Annotated in this window: 17 protein-coding genes, 1 tRNA gene and 3 pseudogenes; 12 read left to right on the forward strand and 9 right to left on the reverse strand. The window is 69.8% G+C overall.

Annotation, left to right across the window (positions count from 1 at the left end):
* The 3 genes and pseudogenes from N5079_RS35350 to N5079_RS35530 form a co-directional block, all read left to right on the forward strand.
* Entirely contained in the window at positions 1-300 is a 300-nt protein-coding gene (locus N5079_RS35350) for an aldehyde dehydrogenase family protein (protein ID WP_315967835.1), read from the forward strand.
* An 18-nt stretch (positions 301-318) separates the two neighbouring features.
* Positions 319-1,317, forward strand: coding sequence for a zinc-binding dehydrogenase (locus tag N5079_RS14845; RefSeq protein WP_261584334.1), 999 nt, complete (start codon positions 319-321; stop codon positions 1,315-1,317).
* Positions 1,318-1,514: 197 nt separating this feature from the next.
* A pseudogene (locus N5079_RS35530) lies at positions 1,515-1,916 on the forward strand (NAD(P)-binding domain-containing protein); the annotation flags it as partial.
* 142 nt (positions 1,917-2,058) lie between these two features.
* Here the strand turns inward: N5079_RS35530 and N5079_RS35535 are convergent.
* From N5079_RS35535 to N5079_RS14855, 3 genes and pseudogenes are all read right to left on the reverse strand, one after another.
* Positions 2,059-2,268 (reverse strand): annotated as a pseudogene (locus tag N5079_RS35535) (hypothetical protein); the annotation flags it as partial.
* Complete coding sequence (locus N5079_RS14850; RefSeq protein WP_261584335.1) at positions 2,268-2,828, reverse strand: 3-oxoacyl-[acyl-carrier-protein] synthase III C-terminal domain-containing protein; 561 nt, start codon at positions 2,826-2,828, stop codon at positions 2,268-2,270. The gene N5079_RS14850 and the pseudogene N5079_RS35535, both read right to left, overlap by 1 nt.
* A 160-nt stretch (positions 2,829-2,988) precedes the next feature.
* Positions 2,989-3,966: a 3-oxoacyl-ACP synthase gene (locus N5079_RS14855; RefSeq protein ID WP_261584336.1), complete on the reverse strand. Its 978-nt coding sequence runs from the start codon at positions 3,964-3,966 to the stop codon at positions 2,989-2,991.
* Positions 3,967-4,337: 371 nt separating this feature from the next.
* Between N5079_RS14855 and N5079_RS14860 the strand changes: the two genes are divergently transcribed.
* The gene (locus N5079_RS14860; protein ID WP_261584337.1) at positions 4,338-4,463 is read left to right on the forward strand and encodes a hypothetical protein; all 126 of its coding nucleotides are present in this window, start codon (positions 4,338-4,340) and stop codon (positions 4,461-4,463) included.
* A 255-nt stretch (positions 4,464-4,718) separates the two neighbouring features.
* Complete coding sequence (locus N5079_RS14865) at positions 4,719-5,420, forward strand: hemerythrin domain-containing protein (RefSeq protein ID WP_261584338.1); 702 nt, start codon at positions 4,719-4,721, stop codon at positions 5,418-5,420.
* Positions 5,421-5,489: 69 nt separating this feature from the next.
* On the opposite strand, the gene N5079_RS14870 is transcribed toward N5079_RS14865, so the two are convergent.
* Complete coding sequence (locus N5079_RS14870; protein ID WP_261584339.1) at positions 5,490-8,732, reverse strand: AfsR/SARP family transcriptional regulator; 3,243 nt, start codon at positions 8,730-8,732, stop codon at positions 5,490-5,492.
* A 65-nt stretch (positions 8,733-8,797) separates the two neighbouring features.
* Between N5079_RS14870 and N5079_RS14875 the strand changes: the two genes are divergently transcribed.
* On the forward strand, positions 8,798-8,995 hold the full coding sequence (locus N5079_RS14875) for a hypothetical protein (RefSeq protein WP_261584340.1): 198 nt from the start codon (positions 8,798-8,800) through the stop codon (positions 8,993-8,995).
* Between the two features lie 69 nt (positions 8,996-9,064).
* Positions 9,065-9,193, forward strand: coding sequence for a hypothetical protein (locus N5079_RS14880; RefSeq protein WP_261584341.1), 129 nt, complete (start codon positions 9,065-9,067; stop codon positions 9,191-9,193).
* A gap of 80 nt (positions 9,194-9,273) precedes the next feature.
* Here N5079_RS14880 and N5079_RS35540 read toward each other — a convergent pair.
* Positions 9,274-9,597: pseudogene (locus tag N5079_RS35540) on the reverse strand (replication-relaxation family protein); the annotation flags it as partial.
* Between the two features lie 233 nt (positions 9,598-9,830).
* Here N5079_RS35540 and N5079_RS14885 point away from each other — a divergent pair.
* Positions 9,831-10,100, forward strand: a complete 270-nt coding sequence (locus tag N5079_RS14885; RefSeq protein WP_261584342.1) for a hypothetical protein — start codon at positions 9,831-9,833, stop codon at positions 10,098-10,100.
* Between the two features lie 89 nt (positions 10,101-10,189).
* Here N5079_RS14885 and N5079_RS14890 read toward each other — a convergent pair whose 3' ends face one another.
* Positions 10,190-10,348 carry a hypothetical protein gene (locus N5079_RS14890; RefSeq protein WP_261584343.1) on the reverse strand — a complete coding sequence of 53 codons (159 nt, stop codon included), beginning with the start codon at positions 10,346-10,348 and terminating at the stop codon, positions 10,190-10,192.
* A gap of 65 nt (positions 10,349-10,413) precedes the next feature.
* Between N5079_RS14890 and N5079_RS14895 the strand changes: the two genes are divergently transcribed.
* Positions 10,414-11,190: a class I SAM-dependent methyltransferase gene (locus tag N5079_RS14895; RefSeq protein ID WP_261584344.1), complete on the forward strand. Its 777-nt coding sequence runs from the start codon at positions 10,414-10,416 to the stop codon at positions 11,188-11,190.
* 1,245 nt (positions 11,191-12,435) lie between these two features.
* Positions 12,436-13,065, forward strand: a complete 630-nt coding sequence (locus tag N5079_RS14900; protein WP_261584346.1) for a hypothetical protein — start codon at positions 12,436-12,438, stop codon at positions 13,063-13,065.
* 179 nt (positions 13,066-13,244) lie between these two features.
* On the opposite strand, the gene N5079_RS14905 is transcribed toward N5079_RS14900, so the two are convergent.
* Positions 13,245-13,317, reverse strand: a tRNA-Arg gene (locus tag N5079_RS14905).
* Between the two features lie 862 nt (positions 13,318-14,179).
* Here N5079_RS14905 and N5079_RS14910 point away from each other — a divergent pair.
* A complete protein-coding gene (locus N5079_RS14910) occupies positions 14,180-14,470 on the forward strand; it encodes a hypothetical protein (RefSeq protein ID WP_261584348.1) in 291 nt (96 codons plus the stop codon).
* 309 nt (positions 14,471-14,779) lie between these two features.
* A complete protein-coding gene (locus N5079_RS14915) occupies positions 14,780-16,000 on the forward strand; it encodes a M15 family metallopeptidase (protein ID WP_261584349.1) in 1,221 nt (406 codons plus the stop codon).
* 33 nt (positions 16,001-16,033) lie between these two features.
* Here the strand turns inward: N5079_RS14915 and cpaB are convergent, their stop codons facing one another.
* Entirely contained in the window at positions 16,034-16,624 is a 591-nt protein-coding gene (gene cpaB, locus N5079_RS14920; RefSeq protein ID WP_261584350.1) for a Flp pilus assembly protein CpaB, read from the reverse strand.
* A 6-nt stretch (positions 16,625-16,630) separates the two neighbouring features.
* Positions 16,631-17,437 carry an S-methyl-5'-thioadenosine phosphorylase gene (locus tag N5079_RS14925; protein ID WP_261584351.1) on the reverse strand — a complete coding sequence of 269 codons (807 nt, stop codon included), beginning with the start codon at positions 17,435-17,437 and terminating at the stop codon, positions 16,631-16,633.
* Between the last annotated feature and the right edge of the window lie 49 nt (positions 17,438-17,486).

Raw genomic sequence — 17,486 nt, forward strand, 5'->3', positions numbered from 1 at the left:
ATGACCTACGACGTCATCGTAATCGGCGGCGGATCCGCCGGCTGCGTCCTCGCCAACCGGTTGAGCGCGAGTCCAGAGCTGTCCGTCCTGCTCCTCGAGGCCGGACCCGATTTCGCGACCATCCAGGAGCTGCACCCGGAGCTGGCGGACGGTTACTACGTCCCGCCCACGCTGTTCACCGGCGTAACCCCGGACATGCGCATCGCCACGGAGGAGATCTTCGGCCCTGTCGTCTGCGTGATCCCGTTCCGCGACGAGCCGCGCTGGTCACCGTCGCTCGAAGTCGTCGACGGAGGTTGAACTGAAGTGAGCACGACGATGCGCGCAGCGCTCTGTGTCCAGGCGGGCGGCCCGGAGGTACTCGAGATCCGCGAGCTGCCGATTCCTTCGGTTCGCGAGGGCTGGAGCCTGGTCCGGGTAAAGGGCGCGGGCCTGAACCGGTCCGAGCTGAGGACCCGTCAGGGGCATTCGCCGAACGTGAAGTTTCCACGGGTGCTCGGGATCGAGTGCGTGGGAACGGTGGCGGCCTCGACCGATGCCACGCTGCCGGTCGGCCAGACCGTCGCGGTCGTGATGGGCGAAATGGGCCGCGAGTTCGACGGCGGTTACGCGGAGTACGCGCTGCTGCCGAACTCGCTGCTCATGCCGATCTCCACCACGTTGCCCTGGGACGTGCTGGCCGCGCTGCCGGAGACGTACCTCACCGCACAGGGCTCGCTGGACGCGCTGGGCGTAGTGCCGGGCGGACCCGGCCGCTTGCTGATCCGCGGCGGGACCTCGTCGGTCGGCATGGCGGCGGCTTCGATCGCGTCCGCCCACGGCATCGAGACCGCGGCCACGACCCGGCGCCGGGAGAAGGTGGACGCCCTGACCGCGGTCGGCGTCGACCACGTGCTCCTGGACGACGGAGGGTCGCTGGCGGACATCGTGCGCAGGGTCTGGCCGCACGGCCCGGACCATGTCCTGGACCTGATCGGAACGAGTACGGTGCTGGACTCGCTGAAACTGGTCCGCCGCGGCGGGACGGTGTGCGTGTCCGGCTCGCTCAGCGGCTGGCTGATCAGGGAGTTCGAACCGATCGCGATGATCCCGCCCGGCACCAAGCTCACGGCCTTCCACAGCGACAGCCTCAAGGGCGCCGCCGGTGCGCCGGTGCTGCAGCGGATCATCGACGAGGTCCAGGCCGGCGTCTACCGGCCCAACGTCGACCGGATCTTCGACCTCGAACACATCGTCGAGGCTCACCGGCACATGGAGAACGACCAGGCCACCGGGAAGGTCGTCGTGCTGCCCCGGACGAGCCGATCCGATCTCTGACGCGGCGGGACGGCGCTGTGCCCGATGCGCGAGCATTCGGCGCCGGGGCGGGCGCCTGACCGCACGCCGGAGCCGGCCACGTTCGGCCGAGTGTGTGGCCGGGTGAGGCGCCAGAGATCGGAAAGCAAAGCCGGGACCAGATTCTGATTTTGCTGCCGAGAAGGGATGGACGGGTGGGAACTGAGTTCGTCGAGACAGTGGTCGCAGGTGGCGGTCAGCAGGGATGCTCGGTCGCGGGCGCGCTCTCCCGGCTGGGCTACCAGGCGTTGGTGATCGAGCGCGGCGAGATCGGCCAGGCGTGGGCCAACGAGCGCTGGGACAGCCTGCGCGTCAACACGCCGAATCGGACGGTCGCGTTTCCGGACTGGCCGTACGACGGGGAAGACCCCGAAGGTTACATGCCGGCCCGTGAGGTGGCCGAACGTCTCCGGCGCTACGTGACCGCGATGAACGTTCAGGTCCGCGAGCACACTGGCGTTCGAATGGTCGAGCTCCCGATCGACGAGGCATCACACGAGCACGCGCGCCTCCGCGTCCATCTGGACAACGGCGAGGCCGTCGAAGCCCGCAACGTCGTCGCGGCGTTGGGCGGGTACTCCTCGCCACGCGCTCGGACAGGGCGCTGTCCCGACGCTCCGGCGGGGCGGCGGCGGCAGGCGGGGAGGCGGAGCGGTCGCGGCGGCGTGCGGTGGGGAAGCCGGGCTGGCGGTGCGGCATCCGGGTCTTGGCGGCGAGCAGGTCACGGTCGCCCCCGCTGGACACGATCATGTCGGTGGGGCGCACCACCCAGAGGCTGGCGAGGTCGTCGCGGCGTCCATAGGTCTCCTTGGCCAGGTGCCAGGCGGCGTCCGGGCGCGGCGAGACGATGGAGCCGACATGGTTGAGTGTCTTGCCGGGGCCGCTCTGCGCGAACACCTCATAGACGTCGGTGTCGGCCGGGACGTGCGGCATTACGACACCTCCCGCAGCGCGCGCCGATACCGCGTATTGCGGTCCAGGGCGCGGCGCACCCAGTCCAGCCGCCGCTGCGATGCCGGTCCGCCGCCTGCGATCACCTTCTTCACCTCGGCCCAGTCGGGCATCGCGAACTCCCACTCGCCCGAGGGCGCCTGACGGACCAGCGCGGGATCCACGTGCACACCGAGCTTCCGGAAGACAGGAATGATTTTGTTCAGCCATGCCTGGCGGTCGACGCGGAGTTCGCGGCAGCACTCCTCCACCAGGCGGGTGTTGGCCTGGTGCAGGATGAAGCGGTCCACGTCCTCCAGCCGGAGCCCGGCCGAGTCGAGCGCCTCACCGATCACCTTGGGGAGGGTGCGGAGCGCGTATTCGCGTACGGGACGGCCCTTCATGTGGAAGAGGTGCTCTCCCGCCTCCCGAGCCTGAGCGTCCAGCGGCTTGCGGGTGCCGCCCGCAGGCACCTCCACCAGGTCGCGGTACTCACCGTGGGTGACCAGCCGCCAGCCCAGTACGCCGTTGCCGGTCCGCTCGACGATCCAGCCCTCGTCCACGCCGGCTCACTCGGCGATCTGCGCGTTGTCGATGACCAACGGCGGCACATGGCCGCCCAGTCCGAGGACCCCCACGGCCATCAGACGCCCTCCTCCCGTGCCTGCTCCTGCGGCACCTGGACGACGGCGCAGGCCCAGGTCCAGGCCGCCCCACCGCCGATCACCAACGCGATGTCGCCCGGCTGGAGCGGCGGCGATCCCGCAGGTCGGCCAGGGTCGCGAGGAAGTCCCTGCAACCCAGGTGGCCGGTGTCCGCACCGAACCGCAGAGCCTCGGCCTTGAGCACCTCATCCAGCACCGGGACGTAGTTGGCGTCCAGTAGGTACGCTCCGAGCCGCGGCAGCGCGACGTACTTGATCCGGGGATCGTCGAGCCGCAGTCCCGCGTCGCGCACGCTGTCCACGATCACCTTGCGGATCAGCCGACTGGCGATGGAGGTGAACTTCTCCTTGCCGTACGCCTCTACATAGGACTTCTTGGGACGGCGCAGGTCGATGTAGTCGTTGTGCGACAGGGGCGCCGGGCTGAAGTCGTCGCCGTGTCGCATCATCAGTTCGAGCTCGGCGGCGGTTGCGGTGGCCAGGGACCTAAGTGCGTAGTCGTCGGGTCCTGCGTCGCCGCGGTGCAGCAGCGCCGCGGTCCCCGCGTCACCGAAGCCCAAGCCGTAGTCGGAGGTCCAACGGTCGAAACCGGGAGGCGCGAAGCGGTCGCCCGTTGTGATGAGCGCGGCATCGAGCCCGGGTTCGGCGTCCAAGTGCAGCGCGGCCAACTGGAGGGCGAGAGCGCCCGCGTTGCAGCCTTGTTGGACGCCGTACGACAGGGCATGGGGAGCGCCCACCTCGTTCGCCACGAAGTGCGGTGGGGACCAAATGTCATGTCCCTGGTGATAGATCCAGGTGTACAGCACCAGGCCCACCTTCGAAGGGCTCCAGCCAGCCCGGCTGATCGCATCGCGCGCGGCCGCCACCGCCATCTCGGGAGCGGACCACCGGGCCGAGACCGGCAGCTGGGAGAGGCCGAGCCGGTCCACGTCTTGGGCATCCAGCTTGCCCTCCGCAACGGCGTCCTCGACGGCCTCGCGGTCCGGCGGAAACCACGAGGTCACGGTCTTGATCCGCAGGTCGTTTCCCAATTTCATCAGCTTCCTCTCAGGTTCCTTCGAAAGCTCGGGATCCGTGGGGTGATCGGGGAAGTGCGATTTCCCAGCAGGCGGACGTTGGGGTGACTGGCCGGCGGTTCGTCTGGCCGGGGGAGACAGGCGCGCCGTACCTGGCGGAGCGCCTTACGCGGTTGTCCACCACCTGGGAGATGACACTGATGCCCGGAGTTCTCGGTGGCTTCCTGTCCACTATTTACATACCTTCATTCAGGTATGTAAATAGCGGGCGGCGTCACCTGGGAGCGGCAGGCGGCCTCCCCTGACTGTGCGACTGGGGACATCCCCACTTGCACAGCGGGGAGCCATGCCGTGGCTAGGAAAAAACCTTGCCGATGGTATGTTCTTGCGCCATGGTGGTTGAGGCCGCAAGGCACGAGCACCGGTTCGACAGGCCGTTCTACTGGGCGATCACGTCCGATCGCGTCGCGGGTGAATGGTCGGTCAGCGACATCGCGGTCGAAGGGCACGCAGGATGACCGATAAGACGAGCGAAAGGCTCAAGCCCGACCGGGTGGTGATCCGTTTCGCCGGCGAGTCCGGCGACGGCGACCCTTGCCTGGCCCGCTATCGCCGGTTCCGGCCTTGCGGGAGGGCGGCGACTCCTGCGGCAGGCTCCCTCGTCCTGCGCGCTCTCGGATCAAAGGTCTTGGGCCGCTCTTGAGCCCGGCGTTCCAGAACGGCCCAAGAGCGGGCGGTCACGATGGCGGCACATCGTAGAGAAGGAGCGGATCGTGCATACCGCCGACCACCCGAACGTCCCGCAGATCATGCTGCCCGGCCAGGCCGCCGCCGCCCCCGGGCCGCTCGACATGGCCAACATGTACCTCGCGCACTACGGCTTCCGCCGCGACCTCGGCCACCTGCTCACCGCGATCGGCCGGATCCGCCTCGACGACCGGCGGCGCGTCTCAGCGCTGCGCGAGCACCACGCGTGGGTCCTGTTCGTCCTGCACCACCACCACACCGCCGAGGACGAGAAGATCTGGCCGCGGCTGCGCGAGCGGGCCCCGGAGGCGATCGGCACGATCGACGCGCTGGAGGCCGAGCACGAGGCGTGCGACCACTGGATCCGCGAGAGCACCGAGGCGTTCCAGGCGTTCGACTCCGGACCGTCCGAGCAGGGGCGCGAGCGGCTCACGACCGCCCTGCGCACGCTGGCCGACACCCTCGGCGCGCACCTCGCGCACGAGGAGACCGACGGCATCCCGCTGATGATGGCCCACATCACGCCGGAGGAGGACGCGGAGATGCACAAGACGATCATGAAGGACTACGGCCTGCGCAAGTTGGTCAGGCTGGTCGGCTGGACCAGCGCCGAGGTGCCTGCCGACGTCGAGGCCCACCTGCGCGCGACCGCGCCCCGGCAACTGCTCATGATCTCCAACCTGGCCGGGAGACGCTACCGGCGCCGCACGGCCTACCTGTGGGGCTGAGCCGGTCCGCTGGGGGTGAGCCGGTCCGCTGGGGGTGAGCCGGTCCTCTGGGGGTGAGCCGGTCCCCGCCTACTCGCTGGGCTGGGCCAGTTCCCGTTCCACGCGTTCGGCGTGCTCGGCGTGCCGCCGCGCCGCCCCGGTGTCGCCCAGGGCCTCGGCCAGCTGCGCCAGCGACCGGCTGACCGGCCACAACAGCATGCCCAGGCCGGAGATCCCGATGCGGTCGGCGTACGGGGACGCCTCCTCGTACAGGGCGGCGCAGGCTTGCCGGTCGCCCAGCGCGGCCCAGAGCTCGCAGCGCAGCACCAGCCAGCACAGGTACACGAACGTGCGTGGGATCGGCGGCTGCCGCTCCCACGGGCCGAGCGCCTGCCGGGCTTCCTCCGGCCGGCCGCTGACGACCAGGTAGTGGGCGTACACGTCGAGGTTGAACGGGTCGAGCGGCTCGTGCGACATGTCCATCGGCGGCCGGACCGCGTCCGCCGCCCCGAGGCGCAGGCGCATGACCTCCACCAGGTAGGTGATCCCGGCCATGCTCGACTCCACCCCCCACATCGAGGTGGCCTGCTGCTCGGCCGCGGTGGCCGCGAGCAGTTCCTCGGCCGCGTCCAGGTCGCCCTGCTGCACGAGCAGGCCGAGCCGCAGCCAGCCCAGCATGATGCGCAGATACGGCATGTGGATACGCCCGACCAGCCGCGCCGCCTCGGCCATCGGCTCCCGTGACTCCCGCACCCGGCACAACTCCAGCAGCGTGCCGGCCTGGCAGATGAGCCCGATCGCGCGGAGCTCGTCGTCGCCCGCCTCCAGCCCGGCGCGGGCCATCTCCTCGCCCGCCTCCAGCCGCTGCCGCGCGTGGTCCGGGTCGAGCAGCCCGTAGTAGCGGGCGAACAGCACCCGGCCCAGCAGCGTCGCGTCGTTCTCGCGTCGGGCCAGCCGCACCGCCTCGGCGCTCCACAGCTCCCGCTCGGCCGGGTCCCGGCCGGGCTCGTAGTACGTCTGGAGCGTCAGGCAGGCCAGCACCCGGGCGCGGGCCTGCGGCTCCAGCCCTTCGTCGGCGGCCAGCTTCGTCAGGTCCGCCACCAGGTCCGGATCGTGGTCGCCGTAGACCTTCCAGGGTTGCAGGATGCGGCCGCCGTACCCGGTAGCGGCCTCGATCAAGCGCCGCCGGTCGCCCGCCTGCCCGGCCAGGTGGCGGATGCGCGCCAGCTCGGCCTCCTGCCCCAGCGAGTCGCCCGCCCCGAACCTGGCCTCGGCCAGCGCGAACAGCAGGTCCATCCGCTCGGCCGACCCCACGTCGAGGTCGTTCTCGGCCACGCGGTCCGCCCTTTCGAGCAGCTCGACGGCCGCGTCGTACGCGCGTAGCCGCTTGGCCTCCTCGGCCGCCCGCCACGCCGCCCGCCACGCCCGCGCGGTGTGGCCCGCGGGAATGGCCTCCAGCCAGTGGTGCGCGGCGGCGGCCAGCCGGTCCGAGGCGGGGCCGCCGGTACGCGACTCGATCGCGGCGGCCACGGCGGCGTGCAGCCGGGCCCGGCGCAGCACCGGCACCACCTCGGTGAGCGCCTCCTGCACCAGCGCGTGTACGAACAGGAACCGCCCGGGCCGCCCCTCGGTCAGCAGTTCCGCGGCCATGGCGGGCTCCAGCCGGTCCAGTGCCGTGTCCAGGTCCAGCCCGGCGGCCTCGGCCGCGACCGTCACGTCGAACTCCCGCCCGGCGACCGCCGCCACCCGCAGGAAGTCGGCGGACGGCGCGGGCAGCCGGTTCACCCGGCCGAGCACGACGTCGCGCACGCCCAGTGGCAGCGTGCCGCCGCCCGGCGATCCCGCCCGCAGGTAACGCACCAGCTCGGTGACGAAGAACGGATTGCCGTTCGTACGCTCCCTGAGCCCCCGAACGTCCGCGCCCTCGGGAGCCAGCCCGGCCAGGTCGGAGGCGGACAGCCCCGACAGCGGCAGCCGCAACGCCTGCCGCCGCGCCAGCGCCTCGAACGCCTCGGCCAGCGCGCCCTCAGGCGGCGGCCAGGTGCGTGCCGTGCCCACCACGGCCAGCCTGCCGCCCAGCACGTACCCGGCCAGGTAGCCCAGCAGGCGCAGCGAGGAGCGGTCCGCCCAGTGCAGGTCGTCCAGCACCACCAGCACCGGCTGCTGGGCCGCGGCCAGCGCCCGCGCCGCCGCCTCATAGGTGCGGAACCGCGCGCCCTCGGGGTCGTTGTCGGTCGCGGAGTTGACGCCGGGCAGGTTCGCCCGCACGTCGGCGGGCAGCGGCGGCAGCGTGTCGGCCAGCCGTTCCAGCACCGCCACCCACGGCCAGAACGCCGGAGCGCCCTCCGTCGCCGCGCACCGCCCCACGGCGACCGTGAACCCCCGGGCGTGGGCCCGGCTCACCAGCTCCTCGGCCAGCCGCGTCTTGCCGATCCCCGGCTCCCCGGTGATCAGCGCGAACCCGGGCCGGTTCGCCGCCGCCGCGTCGAGCAGCCCGTCCAGCGCGGCCAGCTCGTCCTCCCGGCCCGCGATGCCGCGCCCGGCCGGTTGCGGTTGGGGCATGGGCGGCCGCTGGGGGAGCAGCGCGGGGGACTGGCCGAGGATGTCACGTTCCAGCTCGCGCAGTTCCTCGCCCGGGTCGATGCCGAGCTCCTCGGCCAGGATCCGGCGGGCCGTGCGCAGCGCCTCCAGCGCCTCGCCCTGGCGGCCGCACCGGTAGAGCGCCAGCGCCCGCAGCGCCCACAGCCGCTCCCGCAGCGGGTGCTCGCGCGTCAGCATCTCCAGCTCGCCCAGCAGCTCGCCGTGGCGGTCCTGCCGGATCACCGCGCCCACGCGCAGCTCGCGGGCCCGCTCCCTGGCCTCGGTGAGGCGCGCCCTGACGGCGCCCACGTACGCCTGATCGTCCAGGTCCTGGTACGGTTCGCCGCGCCACAGCGCCAGCGCCTCGCCCGCCAGCCGTTCCGCCTCGGCGGGCTCGGCCGCCTGCTCGGCCTGCCCGACCAGGCGCAGGAAGCGCGCCGCGTCCACCTGATCGGGGTCGATCGCCAGCGTGTATCCGACCGGCCCGAATGTCAGCAACCGGCTCTGCGCCCTGGCCGGGCGTCCCGGTTCAAGCAGGCGGCGCAGGTTGGACACGTACGAGTGCAGCGACGCCTGCGCCTCGGCCGGTGGCTCCTCGCCCCACAACCGGTCGATCAGCGTGGCCGGGGACACCGGCCTGCCCTTGGCCAGCACCAGCACGTTCACCAGCGCGCGCAGCTTCGGCGCGCCGATCCCGCACGGCCGCCCGTCGTCGCCGACGATCTCCAGCGGGCCCAGCACACGAATGTCCAATGCCCTACCACTCCCACGAAGTCGTCCGATCTTACGGTGGGGTGGCCGGAGGCGGTGTAGCCGAGGTGGTTGTACACGACGACGACTCGTCCGCGGTAGCCCTGTTTCTTGATGAGCTGGGCCAGGTAGGCCAGCATGGCGAGGCTGTCTTTCCCGCTTTCCCGGCGCTGGAGCAGATGATCATCGGGCTGTATCCCGGGGGCGAGGAGCCTGAGGCGGCCGTTGGCGCTGAGATGGATCTTGGTTTGCTCGGTTTGACATAAAAGGAGATATCGAGCACCACGGCCTGGGGAAACGCACTGCTGATCGTTATCGAGCCAGACTTATCCCGCATGCGCCTGATCGTCCAGGCCGACAAGCGCCCACGGAGCAATCATCAAGATCAACCGAACTCGGAGATCCAGATGGCGTTCTCGGGATTTGGCCCAGCCACGGCGGTGGCGCAGGGCACAGAGGTTTGAGTCGCGCGGAGTTGGAGGCGGCCGTGCAGGCTGGCTTCTCTTCGGGCAGAGGAGGTCAGGAACAGGACGGGGGTGGTGATTCCGGCGGCCGCGGCGAGGGCGGCGTAGCCGTTTAGTTTGGCCAGCACCCGATCGAAGGTCTCGGTTCCGGTGTCGTATTCAAGGAAGAAGTCGACGGTCTGTCCGTTCTCGGTCCACCTGCCGTAGGCGTCAGGTCGGACGTGCTTCCCCCATTGAGTGGCGCAGCGCGCCTCTGGCCACCAGGTATCCGAGTGGCATCCGCTTGTACGCCGGGCCGTGCCGTGCAGGCGTGCGAAGACCTCGTTGGTTCCGAGGGTGTGTGCGAGGCGCTGGCTGTAGGCGATGGACAGGGCGCGGTCGCGGCGGTAGCCGAATTCGGGCAGGTCTCGGCGTACTGCTCAAGCCGTACGGCATAATCCTGCTCCCTGTAGTACGCACGTGGGCGGGCCGGGTTCGGCGCGAGGAGGTCAAGAGCCGCTCGTAGCATGGACACCGGGATGCTTGCCGTGCCGTGAGAGAGACGGCGGCCGGTGGCGGGGCGGGCGAGGATCTGTACGGTGGCGTGCTGCCAGACAGGCATGCCCACTGCGGCCCCGAGCAGGGCACGGAGCGGGTCGTGGTCATGGTCGTGCTTGAGCGGCAGTCGCTCGTTGCGCGCGATCACCAGTCGCCCGCCGGTGGCCTGTCCGGTGAGAGGTATCGGCGGTGCCGCCTCCACTACGGCGGTACGCGCGGACGGCCAAGCGGCCTCGATCGCGTGGTCCACCAGGTGCTGCCGAACAGTGCCGGGAACCCACATTCGGATTCGGACGCCACCTGCGCCGAAGATGTACTCGAAGGCCAGATGTGGCTGGCCGAACAGGACGCGCTTCCAAGCTGGCCGTAGCAGCCCGAGCAGATTGCCCCACAACGCCTTCGCACCGGGCAGGTCAGCGACCGGCGGGGCCAGCATCTCCAGGCAGCGTGCCCCCTCGGTCATGGCGCGATGGCGGAGCCGTACGAGCAGGGAACGCCCAGTTCGATGAGGATGACGGTGGCGGGGAGCAGGACGGCCAGATCGACGGCGTGCGCGTTCAGCCACGCCAAGGCCAGGTCCACGATGGTGTCCGGGGCGTAGAGAAGGTCGTCGATCACGGCTGCGTCTCCTTTGCGGGGCGGTCGCCGGAGCAGGTCATGATGGCCTTATGGATCACAGTGGTGTGGAGGCGTACTTCGACGGGCGAGCAGCCGGTTATGGACAGTTGGATTGGCACACCGGCTATGCCGAGCGACTGGTGGCTCTCGCGGGTCTGGCCTCCGGCATGCGGGTGCTGGACGCGGCTACGGGCACAGGGCTTGCCGCGCTGGCCGCGGCAAGGGTGGTCGGTCCCCCGGGTGAGGTGGTTGGCGTGGATATCTCGGCAGGGATGCTGCAGGAGGCCGACCACCTGCTCGCCGCGTCCGGGCTGGCGAACGTCACCTACGTGAAAGCGGACGTAACGACATTGGACGAGTTCGAGGACGAGTCGTTCGACGCGGTGCTGTGCTGCGCGGGAATGCTCTACCTGTCGGCTGGGCCGGCACTCTCCGCTTGGCATCGGGTGCTGAGGCCGAGCGGGTTGCTCGGCTTCTCCGCGATGCGGGCAGGCTTTCCCGTCGCCGCCCGCGTGTTCCGCGAATGCGCTGCAAGCTTCGGCCTCGCGCTGCCCGACCCAATGGCCGAGGTGGGGACAGAGAAGAGCAGCCGTGAAGCGGTCAGCAGGGCGGGGTTCGTCTTCGAACGTGCGGTGCCGGGCGTGATCGCTCTTCCGCCCAGGAACGCCGCGGATCTGTGGCGTGGCCACGCGCTGAGCCCGAACTATCCCGAGCTCGCATCGCTGACGTCGGCGGAGCTGGCCGCCTTGGAGTCGAGCTACGTCGCTCGTGTAAGCGAGGTCCTCAGTGAGCCGGGCACGTTCGATCTGCCGGTCATGTATGTCTACGCCCGCAAGCCCTGATCGCGGTATGTCGATCACAGTTCGTCCTCCTCGTAGGACGCGAGTTCTTGGGGCGATGAGGTGACCAGGCGGTGTTCCGGTTCGCTGGCCAAGACGTGAAGACGACGCGGGACGCGCCGGCGTCGGCGGCCAGGAGGCCCGTCCCACGCTCGGCGGAGAGCAAGAGCTGGCGTTCGCCGTCGGAGAGCCGAAAGGCGTCGGTGACCGCGTCGATGGCCTGGGGTGCCTGCCGGAGCAGGATTTGGGTGGCGGAGTTGGCGATGATCGCCTGGCCGTGTCGGAGCTGAGCAGGTCGGCGGCGTCCTGGGTTACCACCGACAGGCCGGCCCAGTGCTTGCGGGCGGCCTTGGCCATGCGCAGCAGGAATTTGGCTCCTTCGGGGTCCTTCATGAGGAGCCATGCCTCGTCGACCACGACAAGCCGGGGACGGCGGTTGTGTACTGCCAGCCCGCTACACGCGATCAAGTGGACCCCTCCCAAGGCCGTAGGCACCATCGACCCCCACACGGTCGTCAACCCTGAACAGGCCCGTGCGCTGCTGGCAGCCGTTCCCACGGTCGGCCGGACCCGTGGCGGGAGGCTTCACGGGATGTTCGCGTGCATGTACTACGCCGCGCTCCGGCCGGAGGAGGCGGCAGCGCTGCGCCGCCAGAACTGCGGCCTTCCCGACGCGGGCTGGGGCCTGCTGACGGTTGAGAAGGCGCGTCCGCAGGCAACAAGCGGTGGACCAACTCGGGGGAGGCGAACGACTCGCGGGGGCTGAAGCACCGCGCCAAGGACGACACCCGTGAGATTCCGATCCCGCCGGTCCTGGTGGCCATCCTGCGGGCGCACATCGACCGGTACGGCCTGGCCGGCGACGGGTGCCTGTTCCGTACTTCCAAGGGGCGCCCCTTCTCCTCCTCGGCCTACTCGGCGGTCTGGCACGAGGCCCGGTCGCAAGCCTTCACCGCCGCACAGATCGCCTCCCCCACTCGCTGCTCGGCCGTACGACCTGCGCCACGCGGCCGTGTCTCTGTGGCTGAATGCCGGGGTCCCGGCAACCGAGGTGGCCAAGCGGGCAGGCCACAGCGTCGACGTGCTCCTGAGGGTCTACGCCAAATGCATTGAAGGACAGCGAGGACACGCCAACAGCAAGATCTCTGAAGCACTGGAGCAGTGATCTGCCGATCTGCTCAATCAGGCCCCGGGTATGCCGGGCCTTCTGTTTCTTCAAGGCTGCGACAGACTTGTTACGCTCCAGCAGTGATCACGATGACTCCGGTCATTGAGCGGTGGCCTGGTAACTGCCCGTTCTGGACCGTCGAGCAGGGTGAGTTCTTCCTCGCGATTCCTCACCTCCCGACGCCGGAGAGGATAGGAGCCATAGTGTGGGCGTTGATCGGGAGGAACGTCACCGTTGACGATATGTCGATCATCGTGGCGGACCCGGCCGAAGCGATCGAGGCGTATCTGACCTCTGACGATGACACTTATGCGCCAGGCGGTCTCCGCGTCACAGATGATGATGGCGTCATCGACCCTGGCTGCTGCGTGGGGCTCGACGAATGGCGTGACTGGCTCGGTGTCGTCGGAGGACAGGTGATCTACCTCGGTCACGACCCCGACGTGCTGCTGGAGCCTCGTGGGCCGGTGCTGCGCCTCTGGCAGGACAAGGACCAGCTCCTCCCAGGGAAACTCCCCGGCCCATCTGAGCGATACATCGACATCCCCCGTGACGCCCTGCTCCATCTTCTGCAGGGCGTTCACCAGGACCTCGCCGGCTTCCTGGTCGCACTGCGCGAGTGGGCACAGAACATCGTTCCCGGCCTGGCCGATCAGCTGGTTCTGGCGGTGGATCGACGCTTGCAGATCAGTGCCCCCCTTGATGCCTGAGGGTCGGGGGCGCCGTTGCTGCTTCTGCGCGCAACCTGCGGAAACGCGATCAAGATCATCCCCCATATGTCCCGCGATCATTGACCTATGGCCGCATATGACGGCACTCGGCTGCACGTGATCGCTAAGAGGAGCCGCACTGAGCCCCAGTTCAGGGGCTAGATGGCTGGTCAGGAGAGTGCCCCCGGCAGGATTCGAACCTGCGGCACCCGCTTTAGGAGAGCGGTGCTCTATCCCCTGAGCTACGGAGGCTGGATGTGCTCTGTAAGCCTAGCGAAAGGTTGGGGCCGCGTGTGCACTGGTCGAGGGTGTCGCCCGAAGGACATGGGTCATCTGTCGGCTGAAGTGCGGTAAAGGCCTGGCAAGTGGGCGAGTCCGCTCTTGTGGAGACTGTCTAACGTCACTGTTCGTGACCGGAGAGCGACGCAAGTATGTTCGTCGGCTGCGTCCCGTGGCCCTCATCGTGGCGCTGATCGCGCCCGCGATCCTGGCCTCCGGGATGTTCATGGCCGACTTCACCGGCTATGAGGCCATGGCGCGTGGAGCTTCCGCACAGGGCGGGGTCCCGAAGGATGCCGGAGCGTATGCGGGACATCCGATGCAGGCTTCTGGCCCAGTGTCCCGGGCACAAGTAGCGCCCGGCGTGGGGACATCGGACGGAGGTTCGCCGCTTCGGGACTCGGCTTCGCGACCAGGGGACGGGATCGCGTCCGGCGGGACCACGGCCCCCGCCCCAACGACGGCCGCAGGTGCAACGGCAGGCCTCGGCTCAGGAGTGGACGCGGCTGCGACCGCAGCCCCAGGTTCAGTCGGCGCCGCGACGGCAGGCCCCGACCCAATGACAGGCGGGAGCTCCACGGCAGGCCCCGACCCAATGACAGGCGGGGGCCCGGTGGCGCGGCCCGGTTTGATCACAGGCGGGCGCTCGACGGCAGGGCTCGATTCAGCGACGGGTCAGAGCTCGACGGGGGGTTTCACCTCAGGGGACGGGCTTCCCACGGGCGACGGCGGGACATCCACGGGTGCTGCCGACACGGCCTCGGCCGGCGCGGCGACGAGAGATTCCGGCGTCAGGACGGACGGCGCTCCTCCAGCGACGACGGGCAGCGATCCCGTGGCACAGGCCAATCCGCCGGGCGGCGTGGCGCTGGCAGCGGGAGCCGTACAGGACGAGGTGCTGGATCCGACGCCGGTACCCGAGCCCTTTGGCCCGTCCCGCGTCTACGGAGGGCTCATACTCGTCGAGCGGCCTGAGCTGACTGTCCAGTCCGTCGGTAAGGCACGGCCGAAGCGCCGGCCCAAGGAGAGGCGAGCGGACGCCGACGGGGCGGGGCTCACGTGCGGAGTGGAGTGGCAGGACACCTGGCTATGGGAGCTGTGCCAGGAGCGCGGCGGCCAGATATAGGCCTCGCCTGAGGATCCACCCACACTCGCTCGGTCAGGGGCATGGGCGGTGACTCCTACTTGCGAGCGCGAGCGGGGGCTCGGGCGTAGGGCACAGGGACCGCGGCGCCAGAACGAGCCGATTTCCCCGCAGATTCGGACAAGATGCCGAAATGAGCTGTGATCGGTAGCTAAAGCATGTGACAACTCGCGCCCAGGGATGTGAGGACCTGTAGTAACGTGCGTCCCTGACCCGGGTCACGAGTTCGCAAACGGGGGGTCGATCGTGCCATCTCGTCGATCAGCGCGTCTGGTCGCGGTCGTCACGGCGATGACTTCGCTCGTCGGCGGGGTCTCCCCCCATACGGCACAGGCCGCCGCTCCCACGGTCTCCTCGGATACGGCACAGGCCGCCGCCACGCTCCCCGCCAGTACAGCACAGGCCGTCCCCACCGTTCCCGCCCGTACGGCACAGGCCGTCCAGGCCGATCGTGCGGCGGACGCCTCTGCGGACGGCCGGGACACGACCGCACATGCCGCGGCACTCGGCGCCTATCCGCTCAAGAGAAGCACTAAGGCGAAGGGGAAGGACCCGGGCAGCCTGACTGAGTTGCGGCGGCAGGCTCAGCAGGCGTTCAAGGGGATAGAGGACGCCAATAAGGCCCTGGTCGCCAGGCAGAAGCAGTTCGACGCCTCACAGAGACAGCTGGTGGCCAAGCTGACCCAGCTCCAGGCGGCGACCCAGGCGCTCGCCAAGATGCGCAAGCCGCTCTCCGATCTCGTCGAGTCGCTCTATCAGGACCCCTCGACAACCGGGCTCGGGCCGCTCCTCACCCAGAGTAACGGCACCGCGACGCTCCGGGTCATGAGTGACGTCGACCATCTGGTCGCCGGGCGCAACACGGTCCTCGGCGACGCCATACGGCTACAGCAGCAGCAGGAGCAGTTCGCCACCGAGGCGCAGGAACTGCGGGCGGCCAACCTCCTCCAGGAAGCCCAGCTCAACGTGCAGATCGACAGTCTCCGGAAGCGCTCCTCCAGGCTGGTCAGGTCACTGACCAAAGCGCTGACCAAGCTTGGCGTCAACGTCAACCAGGGCCACCGTGGGGTGGGGGCCTGTGACCCCACGCGGGTGGACATCGCCGCGCAGTACCCCAACGGCCTGCTCCCGAAGGCCAGCCTGTGCCCGCTGCCGCAGAAGGGGGAGGAGTTGCGGGCCGACGCGGCCATCGCCTTCGCGGATCTCAACATCGCCTACCAGGGGCGGTTCGGCAGGCCGATCTGCGTGTCGGACAGCTACCGCAGCCTCAGCGAGCAGCATACGGTTTATTACCAGCGTCCCGGGCTCGCGGCGACCCCTGGCACGAGCAACCATGGCCTGGGGATGGCGGTCGACCTCTGCGGCGGGGTCCAGGTCTTCCGATCCGTTCAGTTCAACTGGCTGGAGGCCAACAGCAAGCGCTTCGGGTTCATCCACCCGGACTGGGCCTACCACAGCCCCTTCGAGCCGTGGCACTGGGAATACGACCCCAAGATCGGCTCACTGCTCTAGCGGTTCGCGACTCTTCGCCTCAGGTTGGTCCCCTCACCTCGGGTGGATGGCGACGGACAGGCGGCCGTGAGCTTGTGCCTGTGCCAACTGCGCGGCTTGGGCGGGAGTGGTCGCGAGAACCAGGAGGGCGCCCTCGTCGTCCTCTCCCGATGGGTGGGCCATCACTCTGACCTCCTGCGTGACGGCGAACGCCTGCGGGCCCTCTCCCTCGAAAGCGGCGAAGACGTCGATGAGGTCTCCGGGTGAGAGCAGCCTCGCGGCAGCCGGGTCCGCGATCCGGACGGGAGTCGCGACCATGCCGGGCCCCTGAGCGGCGAGAAGCCCCTGAGAGAGCAGCCGGGCGTCGGTGAGCGGCTCGCCCCGGCGCATCGGCCCGCTGACCACTCGGCCCATGACCGCCGATGCCGTACGGAACGCGCCGTCGGGCACGGCGTCGGGCGGCAGCCGTACGACCATGACGTCGGAGGCGGACAGGCGGCCTCCACCGAGATCGCGAGCGGCGGCGAGGACGGCCACGCCCTGAGGAGGCCGGACCGACATGACCACGCACGTCACCGCCAGCCCCGCGAGGATGGCGGCGATCAGACGGCGGCGACGCGCGAGAAGACGACTGACGACGCGCATGGCCGGTTATGGCAGGTCGAAGGGGAGCTTGATGCCGTCGAGGGCGCTGCCGCACGGGCACGCCCGCTCGAGGCTGAGGGCCTCCACGACCTCGCTCACCAGCGAGCGCATCCGCTCACTGTTGGCCGCGAAGAAGGCGAGAACCTCCTCGTGGGTGACCCCCTCCCCGGCCTCGACACCGGCGTCGTGATCGGTCACCAGGCACAGCGACGTGTAGCAGAGCGCCAGCTCCCGGGCGAGCACCGCCTCCGGGTGGCCGGTCATGCCGATGATCGACCAGCCGGCCTGGGTGAACCACCTCGACTCCGCCCGGGTGGAGAACCGGGGACCTTCGATGACCACCAGCGTGCCGCCGTCGACCGTGTCCCACCCCGTCTCACGGGCCTTCGCCACGGCCGTGGCCCGGCCTCTGGGGCAATAGGGATCGGCGAACGACACGTGGACGGCGCCGCCCGCGTCGTAATAGGTCTGCACCCGGCTGGTGGTGCGGTCCACCAGTTGGTCGGGGATCACCAGAGCACCCGGACCGAGCTCGGGCCGCAGTGACCCGACGGCGCTGGGCGCGACCACCTGGCGGACGCCGAGCGAGCGCAGGGCCCAGAGGTTGGCCCGGTAGGGGATGCGGTGCGGGGGATGGACGTGGCCACGCCCGTGCCGGGGGATGAAGGCCACGGACCGGTCGCCGATCCGGCCCAGCGTCACGCTGTCGCTCGGCGGGCCGTACGGCGTCGCCAGCTGGATCTCCTCGGCCTGCTCGAGCAGGGAGTAGAACCCCGAGCCGCCGATGACCCCGATCTCTACGTCGTTGACCATGCGGCCGACCCTAGCGAATCACGGCCACCCTCGACGCGACGCCTGTGGA

Source organism: Planotetraspora sp. A-T 1434, assembly GCF_025420585.1.
Lineage (GTDB): Bacteria > Actinomycetota > Actinomycetes > Streptosporangiales > Streptosporangiaceae > JAOEGB01.

Excerpts from the sequence above, each read along its gene's own strand:
- cpaB (WP_261584350.1), bottom strand. The coding sequence starts at position 16,624 with ATGCGCGTCGTCAGTCGTCTTCTCGCGCGTCGCCGCCGTCTGATCGCC.
- N5079_RS14855 (WP_261584336.1), bottom strand. The coding sequence starts at position 3,966 with ATGAAATTGGGAAACGACCTGCGGATCAAGACCGTGACCTCGTGGTTT.
- N5079_RS14880 (WP_261584341.1), top strand. The coding sequence starts at position 9,065 with ATGCGCCTGATCGTCCAGGCCGACAAGCGCCCACGGAGCAATCATCAA.
- N5079_RS14925 (WP_261584351.1), bottom strand. The coding sequence starts at position 17,437 with ATGGTCAACGACGTAGAGATCGGGGTCATCGGCGGCTCGGGGTTCTAC.
- N5079_RS14845 (WP_261584334.1), top strand. The coding sequence starts at position 319 with ATGCGCGCAGCGCTCTGTGTCCAGGCGGGCGGCCCGGAGGTACTCGAG.
- N5079_RS14915 (WP_261584349.1), top strand. The coding sequence starts at position 14,780 with ATGACTTCGCTCGTCGGCGGGGTCTCCCCCCATACGGCACAGGCCGCC.
- N5079_RS14860 (WP_261584337.1), top strand. The coding sequence starts at position 4,338 with ATGGTGGTTGAGGCCGCAAGGCACGAGCACCGGTTCGACAGGCCGTTC.
- N5079_RS35350 (WP_315967835.1), top strand. The coding sequence starts at position 1 with ATGACCTACGACGTCATCGTAATCGGCGGCGGATCCGCCGGCTGCGTC.